Source organism: Chryseobacterium turcicum, from assembly GCF_021010565.1.
Taxonomy (GTDB): Bacteria; Bacteroidota; Bacteroidia; order Flavobacteriales; family Weeksellaceae; genus Chryseobacterium; species Chryseobacterium turcicum.
The window spans coordinates 108625-134924 of record NZ_JAJNAY010000001.1; the positions used below are offsets into that span (position 1 = coordinate 108625).

At 33.7% G+C, this 26300-nt stretch carries 25 protein-coding genes; 8 read left to right on the top strand and 17 right to left on the bottom strand.

Annotation, left to right across the window (positions count from 1 at the left end):
• Nucleotides 1–130: 130 nt before the first annotated feature.
• The gene (locus LO744_RS00515; protein ID WP_230666319.1) at nucleotides 131–1159 is read left to right on the top strand and encodes a hypothetical protein; all 1029 of its coding nucleotides are present in this window, start codon (nucleotides 131–133) and stop codon (nucleotides 1157–1159) included.
• A 48-nt stretch (nucleotides 1160–1207) separates the two neighbouring features.
• On the opposite strand, the gene LO744_RS00520 is transcribed toward LO744_RS00515, so the two are convergent.
• Both LO744_RS00520 and LO744_RS00525 read right to left on the bottom strand, forming a co-directional pair.
• Nucleotides 1208–2131 (bottom strand): DUF3078 domain-containing protein, encoded by a 924-nt coding sequence (locus LO744_RS00520; RefSeq protein ID WP_230666321.1) that lies wholly within the window; start codon nucleotides 2129–2131, stop codon nucleotides 1208–1210.
• Between the two features lie 201 nt (nucleotides 2132–2332).
• Nucleotides 2333–3265, bottom strand: a complete 933-nt coding sequence (locus LO744_RS00525; protein WP_230666323.1) for a DUF3078 domain-containing protein — start codon at nucleotides 3263–3265, stop codon at nucleotides 2333–2335.
• Nucleotides 3266–3462: 197 nt separating this feature from the next.
• Between LO744_RS00525 and LO744_RS00530 the strand changes: the two genes are divergently transcribed.
• The 4 genes from LO744_RS00530 (at nucleotide 3463) to LO744_RS00545 (ending at nucleotide 7437) form a co-directional block, all read left to right on the top strand.
• Nucleotides 3463–4230: a rhomboid family intramembrane serine protease gene (locus tag LO744_RS00530; protein WP_230666325.1), complete on the top strand. Its 768-nt coding sequence runs from the start codon at nucleotides 3463–3465 to the stop codon at nucleotides 4228–4230.
• A gap of 35 nt (nucleotides 4231–4265) precedes the next feature.
• On the top strand, nucleotides 4266–5375 hold the full coding sequence (gene dprA, locus LO744_RS00535) for a DNA-processing protein DprA (protein ID WP_230666327.1): 1110 nt from the start codon (nucleotides 4266–4268) through the stop codon (nucleotides 5373–5375).
• A 191-nt stretch (nucleotides 5376–5566) separates the two neighbouring features.
• Nucleotides 5567–6925 (top strand): NADP-specific glutamate dehydrogenase, encoded by a 1359-nt coding sequence (gene gdhA, locus LO744_RS00540; RefSeq protein WP_230666329.1) that lies wholly within the window; start codon nucleotides 5567–5569, stop codon nucleotides 6923–6925.
• A 143-nt stretch (nucleotides 6926–7068) separates the two neighbouring features.
• Nucleotides 7069–7437: an iron chaperone gene (locus LO744_RS00545; RefSeq protein ID WP_230666331.1), complete on the top strand. Its 369-nt coding sequence runs from the start codon at nucleotides 7069–7071 to the stop codon at nucleotides 7435–7437.
• A gap of 157 nt (nucleotides 7438–7594) precedes the next feature.
• Here LO744_RS00545 and LO744_RS00550 read toward each other — a convergent pair whose 3' ends face one another.
• Both LO744_RS00550 and LO744_RS00555 read right to left on the bottom strand, forming a co-directional pair.
• Nucleotides 7595–7939 carry a hypothetical protein gene (locus LO744_RS00550; RefSeq protein ID WP_230666333.1) on the bottom strand — a complete coding sequence of 115 codons (345 nt, stop codon included), beginning with the start codon at nucleotides 7937–7939 and terminating at the stop codon, nucleotides 7595–7597.
• A gap of 80 nt (nucleotides 7940–8019) precedes the next feature.
• The gene (locus LO744_RS00555) at nucleotides 8020–8508 is read right to left on the bottom strand and encodes a YkgJ family cysteine cluster protein (RefSeq protein WP_230666336.1); all 489 of its coding nucleotides are present in this window, start codon (nucleotides 8506–8508) and stop codon (nucleotides 8020–8022) included.
• Between the two features lie 142 nt (nucleotides 8509–8650).
• Between LO744_RS00555 and LO744_RS00560 the strand changes: the two genes are divergently transcribed.
• The gene (locus LO744_RS00560; RefSeq protein ID WP_230666338.1) at nucleotides 8651–9031 is read left to right on the top strand and encodes a group III truncated hemoglobin; all 381 of its coding nucleotides are present in this window, start codon (nucleotides 8651–8653) and stop codon (nucleotides 9029–9031) included.
• Nucleotides 9032–9061: 30 nt separating this feature from the next.
• Here LO744_RS00560 and LO744_RS00565 read toward each other — a convergent pair whose 3' ends face one another.
• From LO744_RS00565 to LO744_RS00610, 10 genes are all read right to left on the bottom strand, one after another.
• Complete coding sequence (locus LO744_RS00565; protein ID WP_230666340.1) at nucleotides 9062–10132, bottom strand: calcium:proton antiporter; 1071 nt, start codon at nucleotides 10130–10132, stop codon at nucleotides 9062–9064.
• Between the two features lie 65 nt (nucleotides 10133–10197).
• The gene (locus tag LO744_RS00570) at nucleotides 10198–10536 is read right to left on the bottom strand and encodes a DUF6122 family protein (RefSeq protein WP_230666342.1); all 339 of its coding nucleotides are present in this window, start codon (nucleotides 10534–10536) and stop codon (nucleotides 10198–10200) included.
• Nucleotides 10537–10542: 6 nt separating this feature from the next.
• Complete coding sequence (locus tag LO744_RS00575) at nucleotides 10543–11769, bottom strand: hypothetical protein (RefSeq protein ID WP_230666344.1); 1227 nt, start codon at nucleotides 11767–11769, stop codon at nucleotides 10543–10545.
• Between the two features lie 90 nt (nucleotides 11770–11859).
• On the bottom strand, nucleotides 11860–13932 hold the full coding sequence (locus tag LO744_RS00580; RefSeq protein WP_230666345.1) for a hypothetical protein: 2073 nt from the start codon (nucleotides 13930–13932) through the stop codon (nucleotides 11860–11862).
• A 12-nt stretch (nucleotides 13933–13944) separates the two neighbouring features.
• On the bottom strand, nucleotides 13945–14613 hold the full coding sequence (locus tag LO744_RS00585) for a hypothetical protein (RefSeq protein ID WP_230666347.1): 669 nt from the start codon (nucleotides 14611–14613) through the stop codon (nucleotides 13945–13947).
• A 68-nt stretch (nucleotides 14614–14681) separates the two neighbouring features.
• Nucleotides 14682–15392: a DNA alkylation repair protein gene (locus LO744_RS00590; RefSeq protein ID WP_230666349.1), complete on the bottom strand. Its 711-nt coding sequence runs from the start codon at nucleotides 15390–15392 to the stop codon at nucleotides 14682–14684.
• Between the two features lie 23 nt (nucleotides 15393–15415).
• Nucleotides 15416–16702: a cation:proton antiporter gene (locus LO744_RS00595; RefSeq protein ID WP_230666351.1), complete on the bottom strand. Its 1287-nt coding sequence runs from the start codon at nucleotides 16700–16702 to the stop codon at nucleotides 15416–15418.
• Between the two features lie 25 nt (nucleotides 16703–16727).
• Nucleotides 16728–17348, bottom strand: a complete 621-nt coding sequence (locus LO744_RS00600; RefSeq protein WP_230666354.1) for a DUF4919 domain-containing protein — start codon at nucleotides 17346–17348, stop codon at nucleotides 16728–16730.
• Nucleotides 17348–18580, bottom strand: coding sequence for a GTPase HflX (hflX, locus tag LO744_RS00605; protein ID WP_230666356.1), 1233 nt, complete (start codon nucleotides 18578–18580; stop codon nucleotides 17348–17350). Before hflX ends, LO744_RS00600 begins: the two co-directional genes overlap by 1 nt.
• A gap of 131 nt (nucleotides 18581–18711) precedes the next feature.
• On the bottom strand, nucleotides 18712–19146 hold the full coding sequence (locus LO744_RS00610) for an META domain-containing protein (RefSeq protein WP_230666358.1): 435 nt from the start codon (nucleotides 19144–19146) through the stop codon (nucleotides 18712–18714).
• An 86-nt stretch (nucleotides 19147–19232) separates the two neighbouring features.
• On the opposite strand from LO744_RS00610, the gene LO744_RS00615 reads away from it, so the two are divergent.
• Nucleotides 19233–21431 (top strand): S46 family peptidase, encoded by a 2199-nt coding sequence (locus LO744_RS00615; protein ID WP_230666360.1) that lies wholly within the window; start codon nucleotides 19233–19235, stop codon nucleotides 21429–21431.
• A gap of 114 nt (nucleotides 21432–21545) precedes the next feature.
• On the opposite strand, the gene LO744_RS00620 is transcribed toward LO744_RS00615, so the two are convergent.
• The gene (locus LO744_RS00620) at nucleotides 21546–22307 is read right to left on the bottom strand and encodes a GLPGLI family protein (RefSeq protein ID WP_230666362.1); all 762 of its coding nucleotides are present in this window, start codon (nucleotides 22305–22307) and stop codon (nucleotides 21546–21548) included.
• 194 nt (nucleotides 22308–22501) lie between these two features.
• On the opposite strand from LO744_RS00620, the gene LO744_RS00625 reads away from it, so the two are divergent.
• A complete protein-coding gene (locus LO744_RS00625) occupies nucleotides 22502–23719 on the top strand; it encodes a spondin domain-containing protein (RefSeq protein WP_230666364.1) in 1218 nt (405 codons plus the stop codon).
• Nucleotides 23720–23840: 121 nt separating this feature from the next.
• On the opposite strand, the gene LO744_RS00630 is transcribed toward LO744_RS00625, so the two are convergent.
• Entirely contained in the window at nucleotides 23841–24704 is an 864-nt protein-coding gene (locus LO744_RS00630; protein ID WP_230666366.1) for an NAD-dependent epimerase/dehydratase family protein, read from the bottom strand.
• Between the two features lie 28 nt (nucleotides 24705–24732).
• Nucleotides 24733–26268 (bottom strand): YifB family Mg chelatase-like AAA ATPase, encoded by a 1536-nt coding sequence (locus LO744_RS00635; protein WP_230666368.1) that lies wholly within the window; start codon nucleotides 26266–26268, stop codon nucleotides 24733–24735.
• Nucleotides 26269–26300: the final 32 nt, after the last annotated feature.

The following is a 26300-nucleotide window of genomic DNA, read 5'->3' on the forward strand; positions in this document are numbered from 1 at the left end:
GCTCAAAAATACAGATAAAAACAGAAAGCACTTCGATTGAAGTGCTTTCTGTTTTTATTATGTTTTTTAAAATATTTTCATTTACATCTGCAACCTTTTCGTTTTTTTGTATCCTATAAAAAAACGAACCATGAGAATTTTACTTTTTACATCTATTATTCTGCTTTTTTCTTGCAGTGGAAATGATGACCATACAGAAAACCAAATTAATGAAGAGCTTCAACCCAGCTCTGCAATGAAAGGAGTATATGTGGCTGGATCAGAAAATAAACAGGCGTGCTATTGGAAAGATAACGAAAAAGTTATCTTAAGCGATGGTAATAATATATCTGCTATTAAAATGTTTGTAAGTGATCATCACAGCTATGTGATTGGAATCGATATGGCAGAAGGAGCAGACTACATTTGGCAAGACAACATTAAAAAGAAAATCAGTGATTATTACAACCTTCCTGCTTCAAATAAAGTATATTTTCAAGGTGCTCATTTATACAACAACGATTTTTATCTTTTAGGAATGATACACAATCCGGATGAGCCAACCGCTAACAAATACGAAGTCTGCTACTGGAAAAACGGAATTAAAACATCTTTAATAAAGCTTGACAGCCCGGACAAAATTATGACCAGAAATATTACGGTTCATAAGAGTGATGTGTATATAGCCGTAAGCATGACCGATCAATATACTTGGAAGATATTAGATAACGGGTATTTCAAAAACAGTCAATATACTTCTTTAAATAAACCCGGATATTATTTATCTGGTGTTTATGGAAATGATAATAATTTGAAATTGATGTATAGAAATGATGTAGCTTGTAAAATAAATACAATTGATTTATTAGATAACTCAAGTTTTATACAGGGAATATCCAATCCTTTTAAAATGTTTTTTAATAACGGGAACTCATATGTTCAGGGATTAAGCGATGTCTGGAAAAACAACACGAAAATTCATGCCTCATACGATGGTGGTTTTTATTACAATATTATGGACTTTGAATTAAATAAAACCGGAACCGATAGTTATATGATTAAAGGATATGCAACTGCAAACCCATCATACACAGCAGTATTCAAAAATAATGTTGAACTGAAAAGAATGACCTACACAATCGATGATGGTAATATGTTTGACATCTTCGTTAAAGACTAAAAATAAAAAACACTTCCGAGGAAGTGTTTTTTTATGTTAGAATTAAAATTATTTCTTTAACCACGACTGGTTGTCTTTTCTTTCAGATCTTTTTACCCCATTATCAATATTATAGGCAAAGCCAACTCCTAAAGTCTGCTTCAACTGTGTTTTCTGAATTTGATTATGATCATACAACACATCTAGTGTAATATTGGTTGAAATAAATTTGTTGATTTTCATGTTTAAAACAGCGCCATAAGAAAGCACTAATCTTTCAGGATGGTCTATATAATTTGAAAATACAGATCCTGTATTAATCAAACTAACATTTTCCATTAATTTCATCTTATAAATTGCTGTTCCCAAGAAACCAAACTGGAATAACATAGAATCGCCATCATTTTTCAAACCATAGATTCCTGCTTTCTGAAGGTCTTCATCCATTACAAAGGTCATTCTTGCATTCGCTGGTCTTAAAGTCATTGTAAAATTATCATTCGGTCGATAGGTAACCCCAACCCCAACATTGACGAAACCTGGTGCCATAAAGTTTGAAATTTTAGCCGCTGCAGGATTATTACCATCTTCGTAACCTGCTGCAAACTGCGACTGTAAACTAGCACCCGCAGAAAGATACCAGTTTTTCATAAACTCTTTCCCGAAATTGGTGGATAAATTGATAACATCCTGAGTTTTTCGGGTTCCCACTCCTTTTGTATTATTTTGTCCGTACCCCAAAACAATGACGTTTTCCCAGAGATACTTTCCTTTTTCGTAAGTTAGGTTATAGTTTACACCGGCAAGCCAGCCTACATTGTTGGCCCCGCCACCTATCCAATTTGAAAAGGCAGCCTGATTGAGCATTAAAGTATTTTGAGCTTGAATAGACCAAACTTTTGTAGTATCTACAGCTAGTTTTTCAACATTCACTTCCTGAGAAGAAACAAAAATTCCCAGAAGTATGGAAATCGGTAATAAAATTTTTCTCATGATTAATTTATTTAAAATTGTTTATTTTATTGAATAAAAAATTAAACACTATTAATACAAATAGATGTCATATGTGCTTATCTAAAGGTATTAAAAATATCATTAATCATAAATAAAATTTAATTAAATTATAGAAATCATAATTTCAGGCATAAAAAAAGTAACTCATTTTTGAATTACTTTTTGATATATTCTTATCATTTATTTCCTAAGCCACGATTGGTTGTCCTTTCTTGCCGATCGTTTAACGCCGTTATCAATATTATACGCAAAACCAATACCCAAAGTCTGTTTAAGCTGCGTTTTTTGAATTTGATTATGATCATACAGCAAATCTAAAGTAACAATGGATGAAACAAATCGATTGATTTTCATATTTAAAAGCATGTTGTATGACAAAACCATGTGATCAGGTTTATCCAGATAATTAGAGAAAATAGAGCCGGTGTTCGTCATTTCTATATTTTCCATCAACTTAACCTTATAAACTGCATTTCCATAGAAACCGAACTGCATTAAAAATGAATCTCCATCATCTTTAAGTCCATAATTTCCGGCCAATTGTAGCTCTTTATCCAAAACAAAAGTAAATCTCCCATTGGCAGGACGCAAGGTAACCGTTAACTTATCATTAGGCCTGTACGTAATCCCCAAACCGGCATTTGAATATCCTGGTGCCATAAAATTGGAGATTTTCTTAGCTTCAGGATTGTTCCCATCTTCAAAACCACCCGAAAACTGAGACTGCAAACTGGCACCCGCAGAAACATACCAGCTTTTAGAAAACTGCCTCCCGTAGTTGGTAGAAAAATTAATAACGTCTTGGGTTTTTCTAGTCCCTACTCCTTTTGTTGTATTTTGTCCGTAATTTAAAATGATGATGTTTTCCCAAAGATTTCGGTCTTTTTCATACGTTAGATTATAGTTTGCGCTTCCCAGCCACCCTACATTATTGGCTCCACCGCCAACCCAATTTGAAAAAGCTGCCTGATTAAACATCACACTATTTTTGGCTAAAACCGACCAATACTTTGGTTTTTTAATCGTATCAACTGCTACCGAATCACTGATGATTACCTGAGCAAAAGAACTCGCACTCAAGTAAATAAAAAATAACATAAAGACCTTTTTCATGAACCCCTTTTTTATGAACTAAAATTTAATAAATACCTGAATGTCGAAATTCAGTTTTCTATTTAGACAATTTTTATTTAAAATATCATTTAATAATCAAATTTATTACTTTTTGTCTCAAATGACAACCACAATGCAAAATCATCGCCAAAATTTCCGAAATTTATACTTGGCTTTTGATTTGACATCTTACCTATATGATTAAAAATATAATTCACAAAAAGGCATTCATCGCTCCCTCACTTATGCTTGCTGCAATGTGGTTTGGGTATTTTTTACAAGCAATGGGGTTTTTCTCCAACTGCTTTGGAGCAATTATTCCACTATTGCCCGAAGGATTGTTGGGTATCTTGACTTCTCCTATTTTACATGGCAGCTTTGACCATATTATAGGAAATTCAATTCCCATCGCTGTTCTGATGTTTTTACTCTTTCAGTTTTATTCTGAAGTTGCCACTAAAGTTTTTGTGATAGGCTGGTTAGGCACGGGTCTTATTCTTTGGCTGTTACCACCTATTGATATTTTAACTGGAGAATATCATTACACATGCACCATCGGAGCGAGTGGTTTGGTGTACGTTTTGGCATTTTTTCTTTTTTTCAGTGGCGTTTTTAAATGGAATATGAAACTTTTAACCATCTCATTACTGGTTGTTTTATACTATGGAAGTTTAATTTGGGGAATGTTTCCTGAAGAACTATTCAATAATCTTAATGAGCCGAGTAAAATTTCTTGGCAGGCGCATTTATCTGGCGCATTGATGGGAAGTGTGATGGCCTATATATTTAAAAACTCAGGAGAAAAAAAGAAGAAATATATCTGGGAATTCCCCAATTATTATAACGAAAAAGATGATATACTTTGGCAAGAATACAAAGAGAATCATCCCGATGACTTTCTGGAATTACCCTACAAAAAAAATGAAGATGTTTGGGATTATTTGGAAGAATTAAGGAGAAAATAAATCATAATTGACTACATTTGAATAAAATAACACAAATGTATTCTGAAGAACACCTCTATTCTATCGCTCTGCGTGAATGTAATTTTATTGGTGACATTAATTTTTTCAAACTCGTACGCCGTTTTGGAACGGCCGAAAATGTGTGGAAAACCCATAAAAAAGAACTCAGCAAAACAGATGGAATTGGCACAAAAATAATTTCCGACATAGGAAATTCTGAACATCTGAAATTTGCTGAAAAAGAAATTGCTTTTTGCGAAAAAAATTCCATAAAAATTAACCTAAGACACCAAAACGACTTTCCTATTTTACTTAAAGAATGTGACGATGCTCCTGCAATACTTTACCAGAAGGGAAATTTTGACACAAAACTAAAAACGATTAGTTTAGTAGGAACAAGAAATATAACAGCTTACGGCAAAAAATTTATTGAAGACTTTTTTGAAGAATCAAAGTCACATTCATATATATCTGTTAGCGGTTTGGCCCTAGGCGTTGACAAAGAAGTGCACGAGCAATCATTAAACCATCAAATTCCTACCATTGGTGTTTTAGCACATGGCTTTCATACTTTTTACCCCTCTAAAAACAGAAAACTTTCAGAAAAAATTCTCGAAGAAAACGGCGGATTGCTTACCGAATTTAATTCATCAAGAAAACCCGACCGCGAAAATTTCATTCAAAGAAATAGAATTATTGCCGGTATTTCTCCTGCCACTATTGTAGTAGAAACAGCCTTCGGTGGAGGCTCTATAAGCACCGCGACTTTTGCAAACACTTATAATAGAGATGTTTTTGCTCTTCCCGGAAAAATTACAGACAAGTATAGCCAAGGATGCAATCATTTAATTTTTCAGAATAAAGCAACTGCAATTTCTACCATAAAAGACCTCTTAGACTTGCTTGGATTTAATAATCTTAAAGAAAAAATGGAAGAGCTCTTTCCTCACAGCAAAATCACCATTCAATTATCTGAAAATCAAGAATTAATATATAAAAACATTGCAGAAAATCCACACATCTCTTTAGACGATTTATCCGAGAAAATATCGGTGCCTTCGCACAAATTATTGCCTGTAATTTTAGAATTAGAGCTTTTGGGAAAAGTAAAATCATTTTCTGGGAGACAATTTATAGTAATATAAGAATTAACGATTTCTTAATATTTCATTATTTTATATCTAACATTTAATTTTTAATAAAAATTAGTTTAAAATTATCAATTTAATAATATTTTGATTCATTATTATTGAATTTTCAATAAACATCAAATATGCTATTGTGAATCTTGAAAAAAAAATTAAATTTGTTGACATAATATTCAACCCTACCTAATATGGAACAATATAATATTGACCAGAAAATTCAGGAATTTATTGCTAAAATTGAGGCAAAAAATCCTAACGAACCGGAATTTTTACAGGCAGTAAAAGAAGTTGCTGTAACTGTAATTCCGTTTATCTTGACCAGAAAAGAATATACCGGAATGAAGCTTCTAGAGAGAATGGCTGAAGCGGAAAGAATTATTATTTTCAGAGTTCCATGGGTTGATGATAAAGGTGAAATTCAAGTAAACAGAGGTTTCAGAATTCAAATGAACTCTGCAATCGGACCTTACAAAGGAGGAATCCGTTTCCACCCTACTGTAAACCTTTCTGTGCTTAAATTCTTAGCTTTCGAGCAGGTATTTAAAAACTCTTTAACGACTCTTCCAATGGGAGGTGGTAAAGGAGGTTCTGATTTTGACCCACAAGGAAAAACTGATATGGAAGTAATGCGTTTCTGCCAAGCTTTCATGACAGAATTATGCAAGCACATCGGCCCAGAAACAGACGTTCCTGCTGGAGATATCGGTGTTGGAGCAAGAGAAATCGGATACTTATTTGGCCAGTACAAAAAAGTAAGAAACGAGTTTACCGGAGTTCTTACCGGAAAAGGTCTTGCTTATGGAGGTTCATTAATCCGTCCTGAAGCTACAGGTTACGGTGTGGTGTACTTCGCTGAGCAAATGCTTAAGACTATCGGACAAACTTTCAAAGATAAAACAGTAACAGTTTCAGGTTTCGGAAACGTAGCTTGGGGAGTTATCAAAAAAGTAAACGAACTAGGCGGAAAAGTAATTACGCTTTCTGGACCAGACGGTTATATTTATGATAAAGACGGAATCGACGGTGATAAAATCGATTATCTTTTAGAGCTTAGAGCTTCTGGAAATAACAGAGCTGAAGATTACGCTAAAAAATATCCTTCTGCCGTATTCCATGCTGGAAAACGTCCTTGGGAAGTGAAGTGTGACGTGGCAATTCCTTCTGCAACTCAGAACGAATTACACCTTGAAGATGCTAAAATGTTGGTAGAAAACGGTTGCGTTTGTGTAACTGAAGCTGCTAATATGCCTTCAACTTTAGATGCTATCAATTATTTCCTTGAGAATAAAGTATTGTTCTCTCCAGGAAAAGCTTCTAACGCAGGTGGTGTAGCTACTTCAGGATTAGAAATGACTCAAAACTCTATCAGATTAAACTGGACTTCTGAAGAAGTTGATGCAAGACTGAAAGAGATTATGATCGGAATTCATAAAGCTTGTAGAGACTACGGTAAAGAGGAAGATGGCTATGTAAACTACGTAAAAGGTGCTAATATCGCCGGGTTCGTAAAAGTTGCTGAAGCAATGCTTGCTCAAGGAGTAGTATAAAAATATAAAGGTTGGGAAGTTTTCCCGACCTTTTTTCTTACAACCTGTCCCGGGATTACAAATGGGAAAAAAGTAATAGTGAAAGAGGAAAGCGTTGAATGTCCAGTTCAGCGCTTTTTTTTATTTTTATTAAAATATTTCCTATGAAAAATGCATTCACAAATTTTAATGAATATTTTCTTCTTTTTCCGGAAGAAGTACAGTTAAAAATGGAGGTTTTAAGAAAAGTAATACACTCCCAAAATCCTGATTTGGAAGAATATATCGGGTATCAAATGCCCGCTTTCAAATATAAAGACAAGCCTTTGATTTATTTTGCGGCTTATAAAAAGCACATCGGTTTTTATCCGCTCCCCAAAGCAATTGTCCGTTTTGAAAATGATTTTGTTGAAAGAAAATTTAAATTTTCAAAAGGTGCTGTTCAGTTTCCATTGAATGAAGAATTGCCTTTAGATTTGATTGAAAAAATAGTTCAGTTTAGAATGGTGGAGATTGATCAAAAAAAATCCTGAAACATTACTTAAAAAACTATTTCTTACTGCAAATCAAATGAGGTTTGATTTACTTATGAAACATTAAACGTGTTTTAAACAAAACTTTATAAGCTCTTAAAACCTTATAAGATTTCATTTTTATTCAATAATTCCAAGTACAAAACTAATCCACCGCTTAGCTTTGCAAAAAGGTCAACCATTCGTATAATAAGTCTCGGATATCAGTTAGAGGAAATATGTAAGACTGTCCATCAATTATAAAATTAGGATAGTCTATTTGTAAATTTATATGTTCTAACACCATTGAATCATAAGGCGTCCAAGAAAGATCAGGGACACAGTTTAAATAAAAATTTACCTCTCTTAAAAGAAATTGAGTTGCTGATTCATCTAAATAAGTTAGAAATTGCAGGAGATTATTTTTGTCAACGATGTGGTTTTTACGAATGCAATTATATCCAACTAGTCCATTATTCTTTAGTTTTATAAATTCTAAACCATATTTGTCTTTTTTATTCATGATTTAAAAAATTATTTATTTTTAGTAGTCATTTTAATATTAAAATAAAAAATTCTTACTATTCTTGTAATATTCGCACTCTATTTACCTAAATTCTTCATCATACTTTCTACAAACTCAAAAGCAGCAGGACAAATCACCGTATTTTTTATCATCAAATCATTAATCTGATAAATCTTTTTTCGGTCTGTATGAGGATATTCTCTACATGCTTTGGGACGTACCTCGTAGATTGAGCATGTATTATCATCATTCAGGAAATAGCACGGAAGATTCTGCAAAACCTTATCATCCTCTTCATCTACACGCAGAAATTTAGCTTCAAAATCCGCCTGTTTCATGCGTAAATGTTTTGAAATACGCTCGATATCTTTTTCTGTATAAAGTGGCCCGGTAGTTTTACAACAGTTGGCACATTGAAGACAATCAACTTTCTCAAAAACCTGCTCATGAGTTTCTTGCACAACATAATCTAAGTTTTTAGGCGGTTTTTTCTTTAAACCATCCAAAAACTTTTTATGTTCTTTCTGTTTCTGTAAAGCCTGAGTTTTATAAAAGTCTAAATTCAATTCTAATTTTTTAAGATGCCTAAAAGCAGACTACAAAGATAAAATATTGTTTTTATGAATCTTATCAATCTTAACATCTTCTTTATGATTTAGAATTAAACTAAATTTGATGTATAATTTTTAGCTATAAATAAATCTGAAAATGAAAAATTTAGAATCAAGAGAAGATATAGAATTATTGGTTAATTCATTTTACGATAAAGTGGTAAAAGACGAGACGATAGGTTTCTTCTTTAAAGACGTTGTAAAAGTAGATTGGGACAAGCATTTACCAAAGATGTATTCGTTTTGGGAAAGCATACTTTTCGGACAGATGAGCTACAAAGGAAATCCTATGGCCGTACATTTTCCCATCAACCAAATGGAAGCGATGGAGAAAAAACATTTCGAAAAATGGCTTGAATTGTGGAAACAAACCATTGAAGAGAATTTCACGGGTCAAAATGCTTCTATGGCCATCACAAAATCTGAAAATATAGCCAATCTAATGGCTTATAAAATGGAAATGGCGAGAAAACTGTAGTGTTTCGAGCTTCCTGTTTCGAGTTTAGAGTTACGGTACAATTACGGTGAAAATATAGGCTGCTAAGTTGACTAACAAAACAGTTCCGTACAAAATATTGGTTTTTCCTCTACTCAATGAAAGCATCACGATAAAAACAGATAAGGTAAGGAGAATTATATCTTTTTTATCAAGACCTAAAACCAAAGGAATATCGTACATGATACTTACTGCAGAAATCGCAGGAATACTTAAACCAATACTCGCCAATGCAGAACCTAAGGCCAAATTTAAACTCGACTGAAACTGGTTATTTCTCGCTGCACGAATTGCCGCCAATCCTTCCGGAAGCAATACAACACCTGCAATAATAACTCCTACTAAAGATTTTGGTGCTCCCATGCTTTGTACCATATCTTCGATTGTTTTAGAGAGACCTTTCGCCATTAAAACAACGACAATCAAACATACGACCAATAAGAAAAAGCTCACAACGGTCTGTGTTTTATTTGGTATAAAATGTTCTTCTGCATTTCCATCAGCTGGTACAAAATAGCTTCTGTGTCTCACGGTTTGCACCATTAAAAAGACTCCATAAATGACAAGACAAGCAATGGATACAAAAATTAGCTGTGCGTTATTATAGTAAGGTCCGTTGACGCTTGAAGTAAAGTTGGGAAGAACCAAAGTAATCACCAAAATAGAAACAATACTTACAAGATAGGTTGTAGCAGAAGTTCGGGCAAAAAACTGCTCAAAATACTTTACACCACCCACCAAGACGCAGATACCAATAATTCCGTTCAGGATAATCATTACCGCTGCAAAGACGGTATCTCTTGCTAACGTAATGGCTTGCTCACCTCCTGCAACCATTAACGAAATAATAAGTGCTACTTCAATAATGGTAATACAGAGCGCCAAAATAATGGTTCCGTAGGGTTCACCAACTCTGTGAGCAACTACTTCAGCGTGATGTACGGCTGATAAAACACTTCCGGTGAGTAATACACCGGCAATGACATCGAAGACCACTCCTGTTCCCATCAATCCTGAGAGGTAATAAAGTACCGCCAAGACAGGAAAAACGTACGTATAATGTAAAAATTCTTTTAGTTTCATAAACGTCACTAAAATACAAAAAATCTATCAAATTAGTAATCTTAAAAGAAAATATTAATAATATTTTAATGACACCACCACACAAAATCCTGAAAATCAGTGAACATATGAAAAAGTAGACCAATACCTATTATTCTTAAATTCCCCTTAAAAAACAAAAGAAAAAAATACACCGCAATCGCGTAATAGGAATGTAAAAAGTGAAAACCCACACTCATTCTGTTGGGATCAAAAATAGGATTGGCAAAAAGATGATCGAGATCAACCAACATGGTGGCCAAAAGAATCAAGTACACTTTTTTCCATTGATTACGATAAAAAACAAAGGCTATAACCGCCGGAAATGCCAGATGCAGGAAATAATGCGTACATGTTTTTAGTAAAGCAATTTCAGGAGGACACATAGAGTTTTATCTTAAAATTAATGGGAATTTATCTTTTTTAAACTTAATTTTCACTGTATAATCTAGGTTTTTATTTCCATAAAAAACATATTCGATGTCTTTAAAAAACGGGTTATTCAACATTTTAAATGAAGAATACAGCAAAGGATTATTTTTGATAAAAATATAGTTTTGTTTTTTATAATCGCTCAATTTTACAGATTTTCGGGTAGATTTAATCGAAATCTGATTCTTATTTTGACTGATTAAATTGGGTTGAAACGGAATTGCCGTAAATTGATTTTCAGTATTTATCCATTTTCTGTTTTGAAAATATTTCCTCATTTTCTCAGGATTTGAAGTTTCTAACAAAATATTATACTCCGGCTGAACGATTTTCTGATAAGTCACTTTTTCAATTTCATTAAAGTCATCATCGTATCCGTAACTGATAATTGTATCGTTTACTTCCGAGATATCTGCGCTTATTATCAAATGATTAACCGATATTGAATCTGAAATTTTTTCTTTAAAAACCGAACTTATTTTTCTGATATTTTCTGAATCTAATTCAGACTCTAAAAATTGAGTTTTTTTATACAAATCTGAAATCAAGGACTTGAAATCAATAGAATTCTGTTCGTTTTTTATTTCAATTTCGTCATCTTTTAAATCGATTGAAAAGTTCTGGGTTCGTAGTTCTGAAATAAAAGAAATACTCCCCAAACCATCATTCATAAAAGAATCTGCACTCAAAGTTTGATTTCTGAATTTCTGATAAAGTGGCTTCCCGATGTTTTTAAAATTTAAATCAGACGTTCCTATAATACATTTTCTACCCTCAATTTTTATAAAAAACTGGTTATTTTTAAACAGGTCTTTTGCAACTTCTATAAATTGATTTCTTTTTAAAAATGCCAAAAACTGCGCTTTATCATTGATTTCTAAAACAGTGTACCATTCCGAAATTTTAGTTTCTTTTAAATGAAAAATTTGCAGAAAATCAGGAACATCTACTCCGGAATCTGAAATAGAGATTTTGTTTTTATCTTTTGTAGAATCTTCAAACCATTTTGAAGGATGCATCAAAAAACTAAAAACATATTGTCTCGTCGCTTTTTTAACATCAACTAAAACAACAATATCCGCATTTCCCGGAATGTATTGTAAGCTTTTATCTTTATGAAAAAACAGAAAATAAACTCCAATCGAAAGCAGAGCGGTGATGACCAGAAAAACATATTTTTTCTTCATAAATTCCTTACAAAAACATCTATTTTGGTTACAACCAATTTACATTAAAAATTAAGAAAACGGACTAAAGCCCGTTTCCATTGATATCATTTACAAAGTGTGTGTCGATTTTTCAGACTCTGAAATTTTATAGATTTCATCAAACAAATCGAAGAAATACATTAGGCTGTTTTCTGAAGAATTTTTAATATTATAATTCATTTCAGTCTCAATACTTCCCCCTTTCGCTTCAGTTTTAAAATAAACTTCACCTACATTTTTTCTTAACAAATCAAGAGCTTTTCTTTCAGATTTACTTTTAAATTCTTTATCTAAACCAATCAAAAGTTTCTGAATATTTAATCTTCCAGACAAAGGATATTTCGAAGAATCTTTCATCCATTGTTTTGAAATTTCAGACTGAGTATTGGAATTAATATTATCTTTAGAAGTCGTTACATAAACAATTCCATCTTTTACTGTGAAAAACAACTGCTCTACATAACTGTTTTTATTTTTCTCATCTTTAAAGCTATAAAACTCGCCATTTTTAGAGAATTTTTTAGCAAAAGCTTTATTAGAAGTCAACACATTGAAAACACGTTTCCAATAGTTTTCGTTTTCTGTAGCAAATGCAAAAGTGAAGTCTGGGACCATCACATCTTTGGTTTTCTTTACTTCTTTCTCGTTATAATTTTCGTCATACTCGTAATCAGTGTATTCTACGTTTTTAGATTTTAATTCATTCAGAACGAAAATTCCATTTCCAGGAGCAATTTTTGTGATAGCTTCTTCATCCAAAACAATTTTCATCGTTTCCATCATCAGTTCCATTTCTTTTTGATATTCAGACTCTCCTGAGTTTTTCAGCAAGCCATACATCATATCAAAATATTTAGAACCATTCACATTCATTACATAATATCCAACACTTTTATCATTAATTAAAGCGGCCAATTTTTTGTTTTTCTTCCCTTTATACACGTCAGAAATACTCTTTTGCATATCCGAATCTTTATGCTGATAATTATTGACAAGCCTTACTTTATCTTTATCAAAATACAGGTTATATGATGTATTTGAATTATACATTTTGCCTAAAACACCTGTAAAATTGAAGCTTGCAGGCAAGTTTTTGTAAATTCCTTCATTGATAATTCTTCCATAATCAGCGTAGATAAAAACATCAGCATTGGCATCTCTGAAGCTCAACATATCTTTGGTCACCGAAAATTCTTTATTTGAGCTGAAATACTGATTAAAACTATCTTCCGCAAACTTTTTTACGATTTTGAATTTCTCAATATTCAGCGAATCCATTTCTTTCTGATAACTAGAATCTATTTCATACGACTCTTCTTCATAATAATCATCCTGTGAAATTGGAGGCGGTAAAACTTCTACATTTGGCGTGTAAGTAGAATCTTTTACAGCTTCACCCGTTTCAGGCACTTTCTTTTCTGCAGGATATTGATGATGTTTTTCAAGATATTTAATATCTTTTTGAAGCTTTAGAATTTCAGCATTATTATCTTTAATACTTTCTTTTAAATCTTTAATATCATCTTTCAGGTATTGAATTTCTTCTTTATAATCGAAAGGTTTTTCATCTTCCACATAAGCGCTGTCAATTGCAATTGCCACAGTATCTGTAACCATTGCCGCACTATCTTCAGCCTCAAGATCATCCATCCAATTTCCTTTATGAGGCTTTTCGTAGCTAATCATACTCAAAACAGCACGATTTCCACTCCAAGCTACAAACACATCATTGTCGATATCGATGTAAGAATAGTTGCTTTTTTTGGTAACTTCTTGCCCTTTTTTCTTTACTGAATTCACAAATTCCTGAAATTTATCTGGATTCTCTAAAGTAAAATGAGTGTTGTAAGATTTCACAGAATCATTCATCGTGGCATAATGATACTGCGTAGCATCATATTTAATCCCCGTTTTGGAATAATCGTTCCAAGAAGCTTTTTTATCCTTGCCTTTATCTTTGGTGATTTCTTTTAGAAAAGGATTAAACTTCCCCCAATCAACTTTTTGATTAAGCTGTTTTCCGTTGACTTCCATGTAAAAAACCGCATTTTGAGGAATCTGCATGCTTTTTTGTGCGAAAATCAGCACAAAACCGAAAAGAAATAAAAAGAGGATCTGTGTTTTTAAAAATAAAGATTTCATATTTGAGTATGGTTATTGAAAAGTAATCGTATTTTGAATCTGTTTTTTCTGAAGGATAAAATCTAAAACATTCCCTTCAAGCTTCATCGCTTTTCTGTTTGGTGAAAGCTGATACGCGTTGTTAGATTGAGATTTTACAATGTTTTCAAACTGCAACACCGAAGTGTATTTAGCATTATTAAAAACTTCTTTGTCTGCCGAACTTAGTTTGTCGTAATCGCTTTTGAACGTATTGATTTTATTTCTTGTGAAAGTTTTCTTTGCAGAATCATTGCTGTAAATCTGTGTAGGAATCATTTTCCCTAAGATGTTTTTGGCTTTTAACTGCTCTAAACCGGCATTTACATTTTCTATTTTCTTAAAATTACAACTCAGTTTGATGATGTAATTATCAAAGTCCATAGACGTTTTGACGTTGGAAATCCCCGGAACGCTTTTAAAAATTCTCGCGGCTTCGTTTATTTTAGCTTCAATTTCAGATTTCTGTGGAACTTTTTTACCGTTTACGGTTTCCATTTTAGAAATGGAGACTAGTCTTGTTTTACTTTTACTCGCATTCAGAATGAGCGAATATTCTCCGCTTCCATCAGCTTTGACGTTTACTTTATCTAAAATATCAAAACAGCTTGTTAGAAGTAATAAAGAAATCAGCAGAAAAAACTGCCTGAAATATATTTTCATAAGTTCATGTTGAGAAGCAAATTTACTTATTTTTAACATACCTCTTTAAAAGGTGAAATCAATCATGTTTAAATTCTGCCTTTAAGATAATCCTGACGCAATTCTTCATCTAATTTTTCAATCGCATACCGAAGGCAGGTTCTTGGCATTTCTTTGTAATATTGATTGAGATAATTGATTAATTCTGTTTCATTTTTATTACCCATCTCTCTCAACAACCAGCCATTTGCTTTATGCATCAAATCATGTGGGTGATGAAGATTTTGCGTGACAAGCTCTTTCGTCAATTCAAACGAACCCTTTTTTATATAGTGCATTGTTCCTACTACAGCAATTCTTTTATGCCACATCTGGTCAGAATCAGCAAGCGTTCTTAAAAGGCTTTCTTTCTGATTTTCAAAAGCATATTGCCCTAAAATCTTATAACAAGTGGTATCTACCAAATCCCAATTATTAACAAAATCGAGATGATTAAGATAAAAATCGACGATTTCTTCTTTTATCGCTGTGTCTTTCGTTTTTTCAAACTTGGAAATCAGTATAATTAAAGCCGTTAAACGATGCTCATGATAAGGCGAAGAAAGCAATTCACTCAATTCATCCAAAGAAATTTTAGCATAATATTCTTTGGCAACCGCTCTTTGGTCCGGAACTTTTACGCCCAAAAACAAATCGCCTTCACCATACTCCCCTTTTCCTGTTTTGAAGAACTTAGGAAAAAAAGCAGCCTTTTCCGGAATTGATAAAACCGCTAATGATTCTTTGATTTCTTTAAGCATTATACTTATTGATTTATAAACAATTAATGTTTTTCATCTAAAGTCATACTTTCCAACTCTTGTTCCTCATCAGCAATCATCTTTGGATTGGCCACTTTAGCAATCGTAAGCCCCTGAACAATAATAGAAAACACAACCACACAGTAAGTAATACTTAAAATAGCATTGCTGTATTCATTTTTCGGGATTGACATGGCCAAAGCGATGGAAACACCACCACGGATTCCCCCCCAAAATAAAACTTTTATTGTTTGCGGGCTAAATGTTCTTCTGAAAGACATAAATTTTGCCGGCCCCCAAATCGAAGCGAATCTCGCACCAAGAACCACAACAATCGCCAACAATCCAGGAATTACATAATGATTTAAATCTTTAATCATCAGCAATTCAAAACCGATGAAAAGGAATAAGACGGCGTTTAGAATTTCGTCAATCAGTTCCCAAAACTTAATCAGATAATCTTGGGTGATGGATTTCATTTTAAATTTAACATTAAAATTACCCATAAATAATCCTGCAGCAACCATCGTTAACGGACCTGAAACATGCATTTGTCTTGCAACAAGATAACCACCCATTACCACTGCAAGCGTTACCAAAACGGAGATAATATAATCATCAATCTCACGCATTAATCTTGAAGTTACCCAACCTAAAAGAACTCCCAAAAGCAATCCGCCTCCAGCTTCTTTCATCAATAAAATAGTAATATTTTCTACTCCCAAATCTACTTTGTCGCCTACTGCAATCTGCAAAACCACTGTAAAAACGACCACAGCCATCCCGTCATTAAATAACGATTCTCCTGCAATTTTTGTTTCTAATGACTTTGAAACTTTCGCTTGTTTTAAAACACTTAAAACCGCAACCGGATCGGTCGGCGAAATCAATGCTCCAAATACCAAACAGTAGATAAAAGGAATCTCTAGTCCTACCAAAGGCAACAAATAAAACATTCCAAACCCTACGATAAAGGTCGAAATAATGACTCCTGCCGTTGAAAATATAAGAACTGGCCGGAACTGTTCTTTTAAATCATTGATATTAATATGGATACCTCCCGCAAAGAGCAGGAAGTTTAGCATAGCTCCCATCAGAACTTCGGTAAAGTCTATACTGTTCATCAAATTATTCAGATGACCGAATGTTTTAGGAAGAAAGTTTTCACCAAATAAAACCAAAATGATTGATACCACGATGGCAATAACCATAATCCCGATAGTACTCGGAAGCTTTAAAAATCGGTAATTGATATATGCAAAAATGGATGCTAGTACGATAAGTGCTGAGAATGAATAATATAATTCCAATAAATTTGTTTTTTTAAATTAAATCTTAATAAAGTATTTTGATATAAATTTTGTTCTCTTCTTTTTCCCAAATGTCGATAACACCGTCTTTTAAGGCTTTAGAAGTTCGGGTATAGTCTTGCCCCACATTCATCATATTAAGGAAGATATATTCATCTCCCACACTGTTTACTTTGTATGCGGTTTGTTCTGATTTTCCGTCTCCGGAGTTTTTGATAGCATCAGTAAGAAGTCTCAATTGAGCAATGTGATGCGAAAAGTTGCCGATGTTTTTTGTCTGATCATAGGCACGAAGTAAGATAAGAATCACATCAAGATTGGTAGGATCTTTTGCGTAAAGCGCTTTACCAAGCTTGATGCATTCTATAAAATTATTGCTTTTAAAAGCTTCTGCTAATTCTTTGAAATCGTCTCCAGATTGGGAAACCAGGTCATTCCTAAAGTTTCTTCCGTAGTACAAATGCTGCGCTTCTATACTGTCGATAGACTTTGGAAGTCCTTTATATTTAAAAATAAGCCTGTCGTAATTGTACGTAGAATTGGGATTGCTGAGATTCTTCTCGATATTTTTCAAATCGAGTTTTGTCTTTTGGCTCAAACCAAAAAACGGAATAATAAATAAAAAGAATAAGATTCTATAATTCATTAATCTTCTGTTTCAGAGGCTTCGTCTTCTTCATTATCGAAATATTCAAAAAGAAAATCATTGTATGGAAATCTTGAAATATGAATTTTCATTACTTCATCATAAATCAGCCTTTTCATTTCAGGGAAATTTTCTTTCTTAAGTGCAGAAATGAAAACCGCAGGATGTTTAGATTTTGCCATCCATGTCTTCTTCCATTCGTCAAGAGAAACATTTTTATTAGAACCTGGCGTAAGATCGTCTTCGTCTTTTTTCTCGTAGCTGAAATCATCAATCTTGTTAAAAACCATAATCATTGGTTTCTGATGCGCATTGATTTCCATTAAAATATGATTCACAGATTCAATATGATCTTCAAAGCTTTCGTGCGAAATATCAACCACATGAATCAGAAGATCTGCTTCACGCACTTCATCCAAAGTAGATTTGAAAGATTCTACCAGCTGTGTCGGTAATTTTCTGATGAAACCAACGGTATCTGTTAAAAGGAAAGGTAAATTACCGATTACTACTTTTCTTACCGTTGTATCTAGCGTTGCAAACAGCTTATCTTCAGCAAATACATCCGATTTAGAAATAGCATTCATCAATGTTGACTTTCCTACGTTGGTATACCCTACCAAAGCAGTACGAACGACTTTCCCACGATTGTTTCGCTGAGTTGCCATTTGTTTGTCGATAACTTTCAGCTTATCTTTCAATAAAGATATTCTGTCACGAATAATCCTTCTATCGGTTTCAATTTCCGTTTCACCGGGACCACGCATTCCGATTCCCCCTTTTTGCTTATCTAAGTGAGACCACATTTTACTTAATCTCGGCAGCAAATATTGGTATTGGGCTAATTCTACCTGCGTTCTTGCATAAGAAGTTTGTGCTCTTTGTGCAAAAATATCAAGGATAAGATTGGTTCTGTCTAGAATTTTCACTTCAATTTCTCTTTCAAGATTTTTAAGCTGAGAAGGTGATAATTCATCATCAAAAATAATGGTTCCAATCCCATTTTCCTTTACATATTCTTTTATTTCTTGCGCTTTTCCGCTTCCTACAAAAGTTTTAGAATCGGGCTGAGTTAATTTCTGAGTAAAACGTCTGTCTATCGTAGCGCCTGCTGTGTAGGCCAAAAACTCCAGCTCGTCCATATATTCCTGCAACTTATCTTCATCCTGATTTTGGGTGACAACGCCCACCAAAACTGCCTTTTCGTAATTATGTTGTTTTTTTTCTAGCATTAAAATTTGTATAATTTATGAGATTTACAAGATAATATTTTTAATTTATAAATACAAGTCCACTTTTCAAAAAACAGGCAATTTCATCTAAATCGATATAATTATACTGTATTTATTGAATAAAAGAGAAATTAATCCCAATCTGCGGCAATAAACTTCATCTGAGCTCCTTTCTCATCATAAAGGGTAAGAAAATGACCATTAATCTCGTAACGAGTCATTTTTTCGAAAGCTTTTGAAAATTCTGTTTCCAAATTCATGTCCTGACACGCCATTAATGTGCTTCCCAATCCGGAAATTTCTACTCTGTTTTTAGATTTAAATTCTAAAGTAAAAAACATATTATTGCAACCCATCATCGCGGTTCCTCTTATTTTTCTATCTTTTGGGGGAGCCGTAAGGTTGATTTCTGCTTTATTCTTTACAAGTTCTTCTTTGGTAAAGCCATCGAGCGAAACCAGCATCCATTGTCTTTGATAGTGCTGATTATCCAACTTTGCAGCAGAACAGTTTAAAACTAAATTTAAAATAAAAATGGCAAAAAGAAGTGATAAAATGTTTTTCATATCAGTCTCCCTCCCATTTTCATACCAATAGCGGAGAAATTATCGTAAAAATTAGTAATTTAGCCCCACAAAAATTATTTTATAAAATGAAAAGAATATTTTTACTATTCACTTTCTTATTAGGTTTTGCTCAAATGAGGGCAGATGAGGGAATGTGGCTATTGATGCTTGTCAAGAGACTTAATGGTGTAGACATGCAAAAAGAGGGTCTTCGTTTGACTCCAGAAGAGATTTATTCTGTCAACAACTCTAGCTTAAAAGATGCTATCGTAAGCTTTGGAGGTTTTTGTACAGGAGAAATTGTTTCAGACAAAGGTTTGATTTTTACTAATCACCACTGTGGTTTTGGCGCTATTGCAGCTGCTTCAACTCCTGAAAAAGATTACCTGAAAAATGGTTTCTGGGCAATGAATCAGAAAGATGAGTTTAATTCTAAAGATCTTTATGTAAGATTTTTGGTAAGAATGGATGATGCTACGCAGAGAATCAATTCTAAATTAAACAACAATATGTCTGCAGCTGAAAGAAAAGCTGTAATTGATGCTGAGACAAAAGCAATACAAACAGAAAATTCTGAAAACGGAAAATATACAGTTGTTGTAAGAGACTTCTTCAACGGAAATGAGTTTTATTTCTTCGTTTATCAAGATTACAAAGATGTAAGATTAGTAGGTGCACCTCCTTCTGCATTAGGTAAATTTGGTGGCGATACAGACAACTGGGAATGGCCGAGACATACTGCTGACTTTGCAATCTTCAGAGTATATGCTGATGCTGCAGGAAATCCTTCAGAATTTAAACCTACCAACGTTCCTTTAAAGCCTAAACATTCGTTACCGGTTTCTCTTAAAGGAATCAAACCTGGAGATTTCTCAATGATTTTAGGATACCCAGGAAGAACAAACCGTTACTTAACTTCTTACGGAATTGAGCAAATGGTCACTAAAGATTATCCGGCTTGGGTAGAGACTTCTAAAATGGCGATGGACATTATGAAGAAGTACATGGATAAAGATAAGACAACTCAATTAGGATACGCTTCTCAATATGCTTCTGTTGCCAACTACTGGAAAAACAGACAAGGAACAATTGATGCTGTTGAAAAAAACGGTACAATTACTGACAAAAGAGAACTTGAGAAAAAATTCAATGACTGGTCAATGCAACCAGGAAATGAAATGTATGATGATGTTTTAGAAACAATTCAAAACTATTACTCTCAGGTTTCAAACAGAAATGTAGAAAGAAACTACGCTTCTCTATTGATGAGAAATGCTAAGTATATCGCTCTTGCAAACAGCCTAGCTCCTGCATTAGACGCTTATGCAAAACAAGATATGGCAGGAAGATTGGCAATGAAAGCTAAATTGGAAACCGCTATAAAAGATGCATATGATAACATCAACACTAATCTTGAAGGAGAAATGTTGAACTCTTTGGTAAATCTTTACCAAACAAGAGTAAAATCTGATGTAGCTTCTCCAACGCTTATGGCTTTGGATGCTAAAAACTTATCAGGTCTTGCATTTTCGTCTCTATTTGCTAACAAAACTTCTGTGACGAATTATATTATGAATCCTGATCGTTTGAAATTGGATGCAGATCCTCTTTTGAAAATAGCTAGAGGAATTATTGCAGATCAAAAAGCATCAAGCGATAAATATGTATTGTTAGATGACAGCTTTGCTAAAAACAACCGTCTTTTCTTAGCTGGTTTAATGAAAGCTATGCCTGAGAAAAAATTCTATCCGGATGCAAACTCTACCATGAGACTTACTTACGGACAAATCGATACCTTACCTGTAAGAGACGACAGAAACTACTTTGGAGTGACTGATAACTATTACACAACAATGGAAGGTTTAGTAGGTAAATACAAAGCTGGTGACGAAGAGTTTGATCTTCCTCAAAGAGTCATTGCACTTCAAAATGCTAAAGACTACGGTCAATATGCAGATAAAGCAGGTTACCTTCCTTTAAACTTCCTTTCAAACAATGATATTACAGGTGGAAACTCTGGTTCTCCGGTAATTGATGGAGACGGTAACCTTATCGGTATCGCGTTTGACGGAAACAGCGAAGCATTAAGCGGAGACATCGTTTTTGAAAACGAATGGCAGAAAACAATCAGTGTAGATATCCGTTTTGTTCTTTGGACAATCGACAAATATGCTGGTGCAAGAAGAATTGTAGACGAACTAAAATTAGTAAGAGACGAAAATACTCCTGCTGATACTGGTAAATCTAAAATTAAAACTGCAGCTCCTGCAAAAAAGAAAAAATAATTTTCTAAAAGATATTTTTTGAAACCGTGGAATTTATTTCACGGTTTTTTTTATTGATGAGTCGCCTCAAACGATACATGCTACATCAACATTTTTAATTGTTAATTGTAATTGTTAATCAAGAAAAACATTCAGTTTTTTAACTTCTTCAATTCCCTGTTTTTCACGTTCTTTACTCACTGCATTGTCAAAAGGGTATTTCAACCATTTATCACGGGCTTTGAAAAACACTTTCTTATCTTGGACTTCAATTGTAGCAACAGAAGCCATCTTTTCAATATCCCTATCTGATTTTTTAATGCTCCTAACAGTAAATTCAATTGTTTTATTTTCATTATAAACTTCCAGTATTAAACCGGGTAAACCTTTAAATCTAAATGGTCCTTCAAAAAAAGGAATTTGGGGATTATACCACGCATAAAACACATCATTTTCTGTATTCACTTTAGCTAAATTACATTCCGCATCGTGTATTATTTTTTTCTCATTTATCAATTCCCATTTTAGATTTGGCTCATTAAATTTATAAAAATACATTCCAATAGGAATTGAAGCCGTCACTTTAGAACCTTCTTTCCATATATTATGTCTTACTTTAGGAATTGCAGGCCTATTTGTGTTAACATTGAGATTTTTTAAATCAATTTTTTTCGCAAAATCTTTTAAGTATTCATAATAATAAGCCATTGCAGGATTATAATATATCGATTTTTCAGAATTACAAAGTAGTATCATTTCAGATTCTATAAAGCTGTTTCTGTTTAATGAATCAGAAATTATTTTAAAATAGTATGTTACCTCCAGCTCTGCTTTATTGTTTTGTGCAGATAAGATTAAACAATTAAAAATTAATAATATTAATATTTTATATTTCACAGCAAGTTTTTATTTTCAATAATACAATAAATAATGTTAGGTGAAATGTTGTGATTATTGTAAAATAATTCTTCAATATTCCCCAAACATTCATTCAAATTTTTAAAATTATCGGCTCCCTTTTTTCAATAAAAATATTTTTTTGTCAGGATTCTGAAATAGCAGCGACTATACTTCTATTAAAAAAATATTTTATGAAAAAGAACATTTTAAAAATGACAACGCTCGGAATTGGGCTGGTATCAATTTTCGGACTTTCATCTTGTGATGATAATGAAATGATGATGGAAAGCTCTATGGAAAAAACAATTACTTTTGAAAATATTGTCGCTCCAAAAGATTTTGTAGAAAGTGGTAGTTTTCAGGGAATCAATACTCCTGTTATAATGCCTGGAGAATCTGTCTCCGTTAAATTCAGTGCAGGAAAAGCACAGTCTCTGATGTTTGCAACCATGTATGGTGCATCCAAAGATTGGTTCTTTGCTTCAAAACAACCAGGTATAAAATTATTTGACACCACTGGAAATGCCATTACAGGAGATGTTTCTTCAGAAGTTTTATTATGGGACAACGGCACAAAAGACAATACAACAGGAACTGCTCAGAGCAATCCTATCGCTCAGGTTCCAAGTGTGAATGCCTCTCAATTGGTCAAGCTAAATCTCAGTTATGACATTGTGAAATCTGAATTTACATTAATGATAACAAACACATCAGGCGGAACAGCCAATGAAACACCTCTTTCTCCGGGAGTTTGGGCAGTTTCCAACTACAATGGCTCTCAATTGCTTAATTCGGCTCCGTTTTTCACACCAAACGCATTATCAAATCCTGAAATTACAGACATCGCTCAAATGGGTGATATCACAAAGATGGTAACAAAACTTAATGCAAATACAGGAATTATGACTGGTCTTTCTCCTGCTTTAGTCGTGGTATATCGCGGAGATAAAAATCCTATTTCTGAATTAGGGCAATTAGATTCAGGGAACGGATTAAAAGAAGTTGCTCAATCTGGAAATGTAACAAAACTTCAAAACACATTAAAATCTTTACCTAATGTAAAAGGAGTTTATATCGCAGGAAACGCTCCTGTAGCACCCGGAAACAAAGTGATGACCAATTTTTCATATACATTGGGAGATAAAATAGCCTACGTCACCATGTTTGGTTTTTCTAACGATTGGTTTTATGCTAACGAACTGAATATTGACGCCAATACCACAGGTGATTTAACATCAAAAACTTCTTTGTTTGATTCGGGAACCGGTGTTAATCAATATCCTGGAGCAGGAAACCGTCAAGCTTTATTCGGAGGAACTCCACAAGCAGAAAGTATTGTTATTTCTAAAGTTGGAACTCTATATCCTCTACCAGCGGTAAAAGATGTAATAAAAGTAACGATAAACTAATTCTAATAAATTTAAACTCCATACAATTAAAAGCGTTCCTGAATATTTCAAATCAGGAACGCTTATTTTTTGTTTAAATCTCCGAAAAAGCCTTTACTAATTCTTCTTGTGTATTCACTTTTTATTTTGATGAAGCAATAATGTTCTTTACCGCTTTTTCAATATTTGGATATTTAAAAACATATCCTTTGTCCATTATTTTATGAGATACCAAGTGCTGCCCCTGAAAAGCTGATATACTATAATGGGTATTCGCAACCTCATTTGCTATAGCTTTAAATATATCTTGCATAGAAGCAGGCTGTGGCGCCACAGAATTGTAAACACCATCTAAATTATGTTCTACTGCAAAAGCAAATATTCCCGCCATATCTTCCACATGATTCCAAGGAAAAGCTCCTGGATTGGGTTGAGCCGCAACCTGTGGATCAGATTTTACCATATTCATATACACCGGGAAAATTCCTCCATCATTACCCAAAACCAACGACACTCTTATCTTGGAAACGTGATCGGCAACCTCATCTGCTTTAAACTGATCAGCTGCTTTCTCCCAATCTTCAGAAAGATCAGCACTAAAACCATGGCCTCTTTCTCCGTTTTCATCTATCTCTAAAGCCTTATCGGTAAATCCATAATAACCTATTGCAGAAGCTGAAACAAACGCTTTCAGTTTTTGATTTCTACTTTTTAATTTCTCTCTTAAAAAATTTGCAGCCCCGATTCGGGTATCATAAACTAACTTTTTCCTTTCATTTGTTAAAGGTGTTCCATCATTTAGCTTTGAACCGGAAAGATGCACAATGTAATCTACATCATCTAAAGCTTTTTCATCCATCGTCCAATTTTCTAAATCCCATTGATACTCATTTTCTTTTTTAGGAGCCCTCGTCAATAGCTTCACATTGTATTTTTCATTTAAAATTTTAATAAGATGTTGCGCAATAAAGCTGCTCCCTCCTGTTATTAATACTGTTTGTTTCATAAATATTTATGTTTTTATTTTTAAAAAGTCAAACATTCCAAAACTCTCGATCGAGGCTTCGGTATTGTATTGCTTCAGAAATATGATGGGATAAAATATTTTCAGACTCTTCCAAATCGGCAATTGTTCGGGCAACCTTCAAAATTCTATCATAGGCTCTTGCTGAGAGATTCAGTTTTTCCATTGCCATTTTGATAAGATTAAAAGACGCATCATCCAATTCACAAAACTGCTCTACTTCTCGTGGGCCAATTTGAGCATTATAACTGATTAACAAATCTTTATACCTTTCGTTTTGTATCTCGCGAGCAATCAAAACGCGCTTTCTGATGTCTTCACTTTTTTCGCCTTTCCTTTTTTCAGCCAATTGCTCAAACTCCACTTTTTGCACCTCAACATGAATATCAATTCTGTCTAAAAGCGGTCCCGAGAGTCGATTCATATACCGTTGCATTTCAAAAACTGACGAAGTATTATTGGGATCATCTGGAAAATATCCACTTGGACTGGGGTTCATCGAAGCAACTAACATAAAACTTGAAGGATAATTTACCGTAAACCTTGCTCTAGAAATTGTTACCTCACGATCTTCCAGTGGTTGTCGCATTACTTCTAAAACGGTTCTTTTAAATTCGGGCATTTCATCTAAGAATAAAACGCCATTATGAGCCAGAGAAATCTCTCCCGGTTGCGGGTAACTTCCACCGCCAACAAGCGCAACGTCAGAAATTGTGTGATGAGGTGAGCGAAAAGGACGAACGGTCATCAAAGAAGTTTCCGTTCCCATTTTTCCGGCAACGGAATGTATTTTTGTAGTCTCTAAAGCTTCTTTTAAAGTAAGTGGCGGTAAAATACTCGGAACTCTTTTTGCCAACATTGTTTTTCCACTTCCTGGCGGACCGATAAGAATAATATTATGACCTCCAGCAGCGGCAACTTCCATTGCTCTCTTGGCAGTTTCCTGGCCTTTCACTTCAGAAAAATCAAACGGAAATTGATTAATCTTTTCCTGAAACTCTTTTCTGGTATCTAAAACGACTTTCTCAAGAGGCTTTCCTTCATTAAAAAAATCAATAACTTCTTTAATATTTTCTACGCCATATACATCAAGGTTATTGACAATAGCGGCTTCTCTGGTATTTTGTTTCGGTAAAATAATTCCTTTAAATCCTTCTTCACGAGCCTGAATGGCAATAGGAAGTATGCCTCTTATGGGTTGCAGGCTTCCGTCCAGTGAAAGCTCGCCCATAATAATATAATCCTGTACATTTTTACCCAAAATCTGATCTGAGGCAATTAAAATTCCAATAGCGATACTCAAATCGTACGCAGCACCTTCTTTCCGCAAATCTGCAGGTGCCATATTAATTGTAACTTTTTTTCCGGGAATTTTATAACCGCAATTTTTGAGTGCTGCAGAAATTCGGTAACTGCTTTCTTTGATAGCATTGTCGGGAAGGCCTACCAAATGATAGCCTACTCCTCCTGTATCTACGTTAACTTCAATGGTTATAGTTTGTGCGGAAACACCATGAATGGCACTGCCATAAATTTTGATCAGCATTTTGTGTGTTTTAAGTAAAATTAATTAAAATT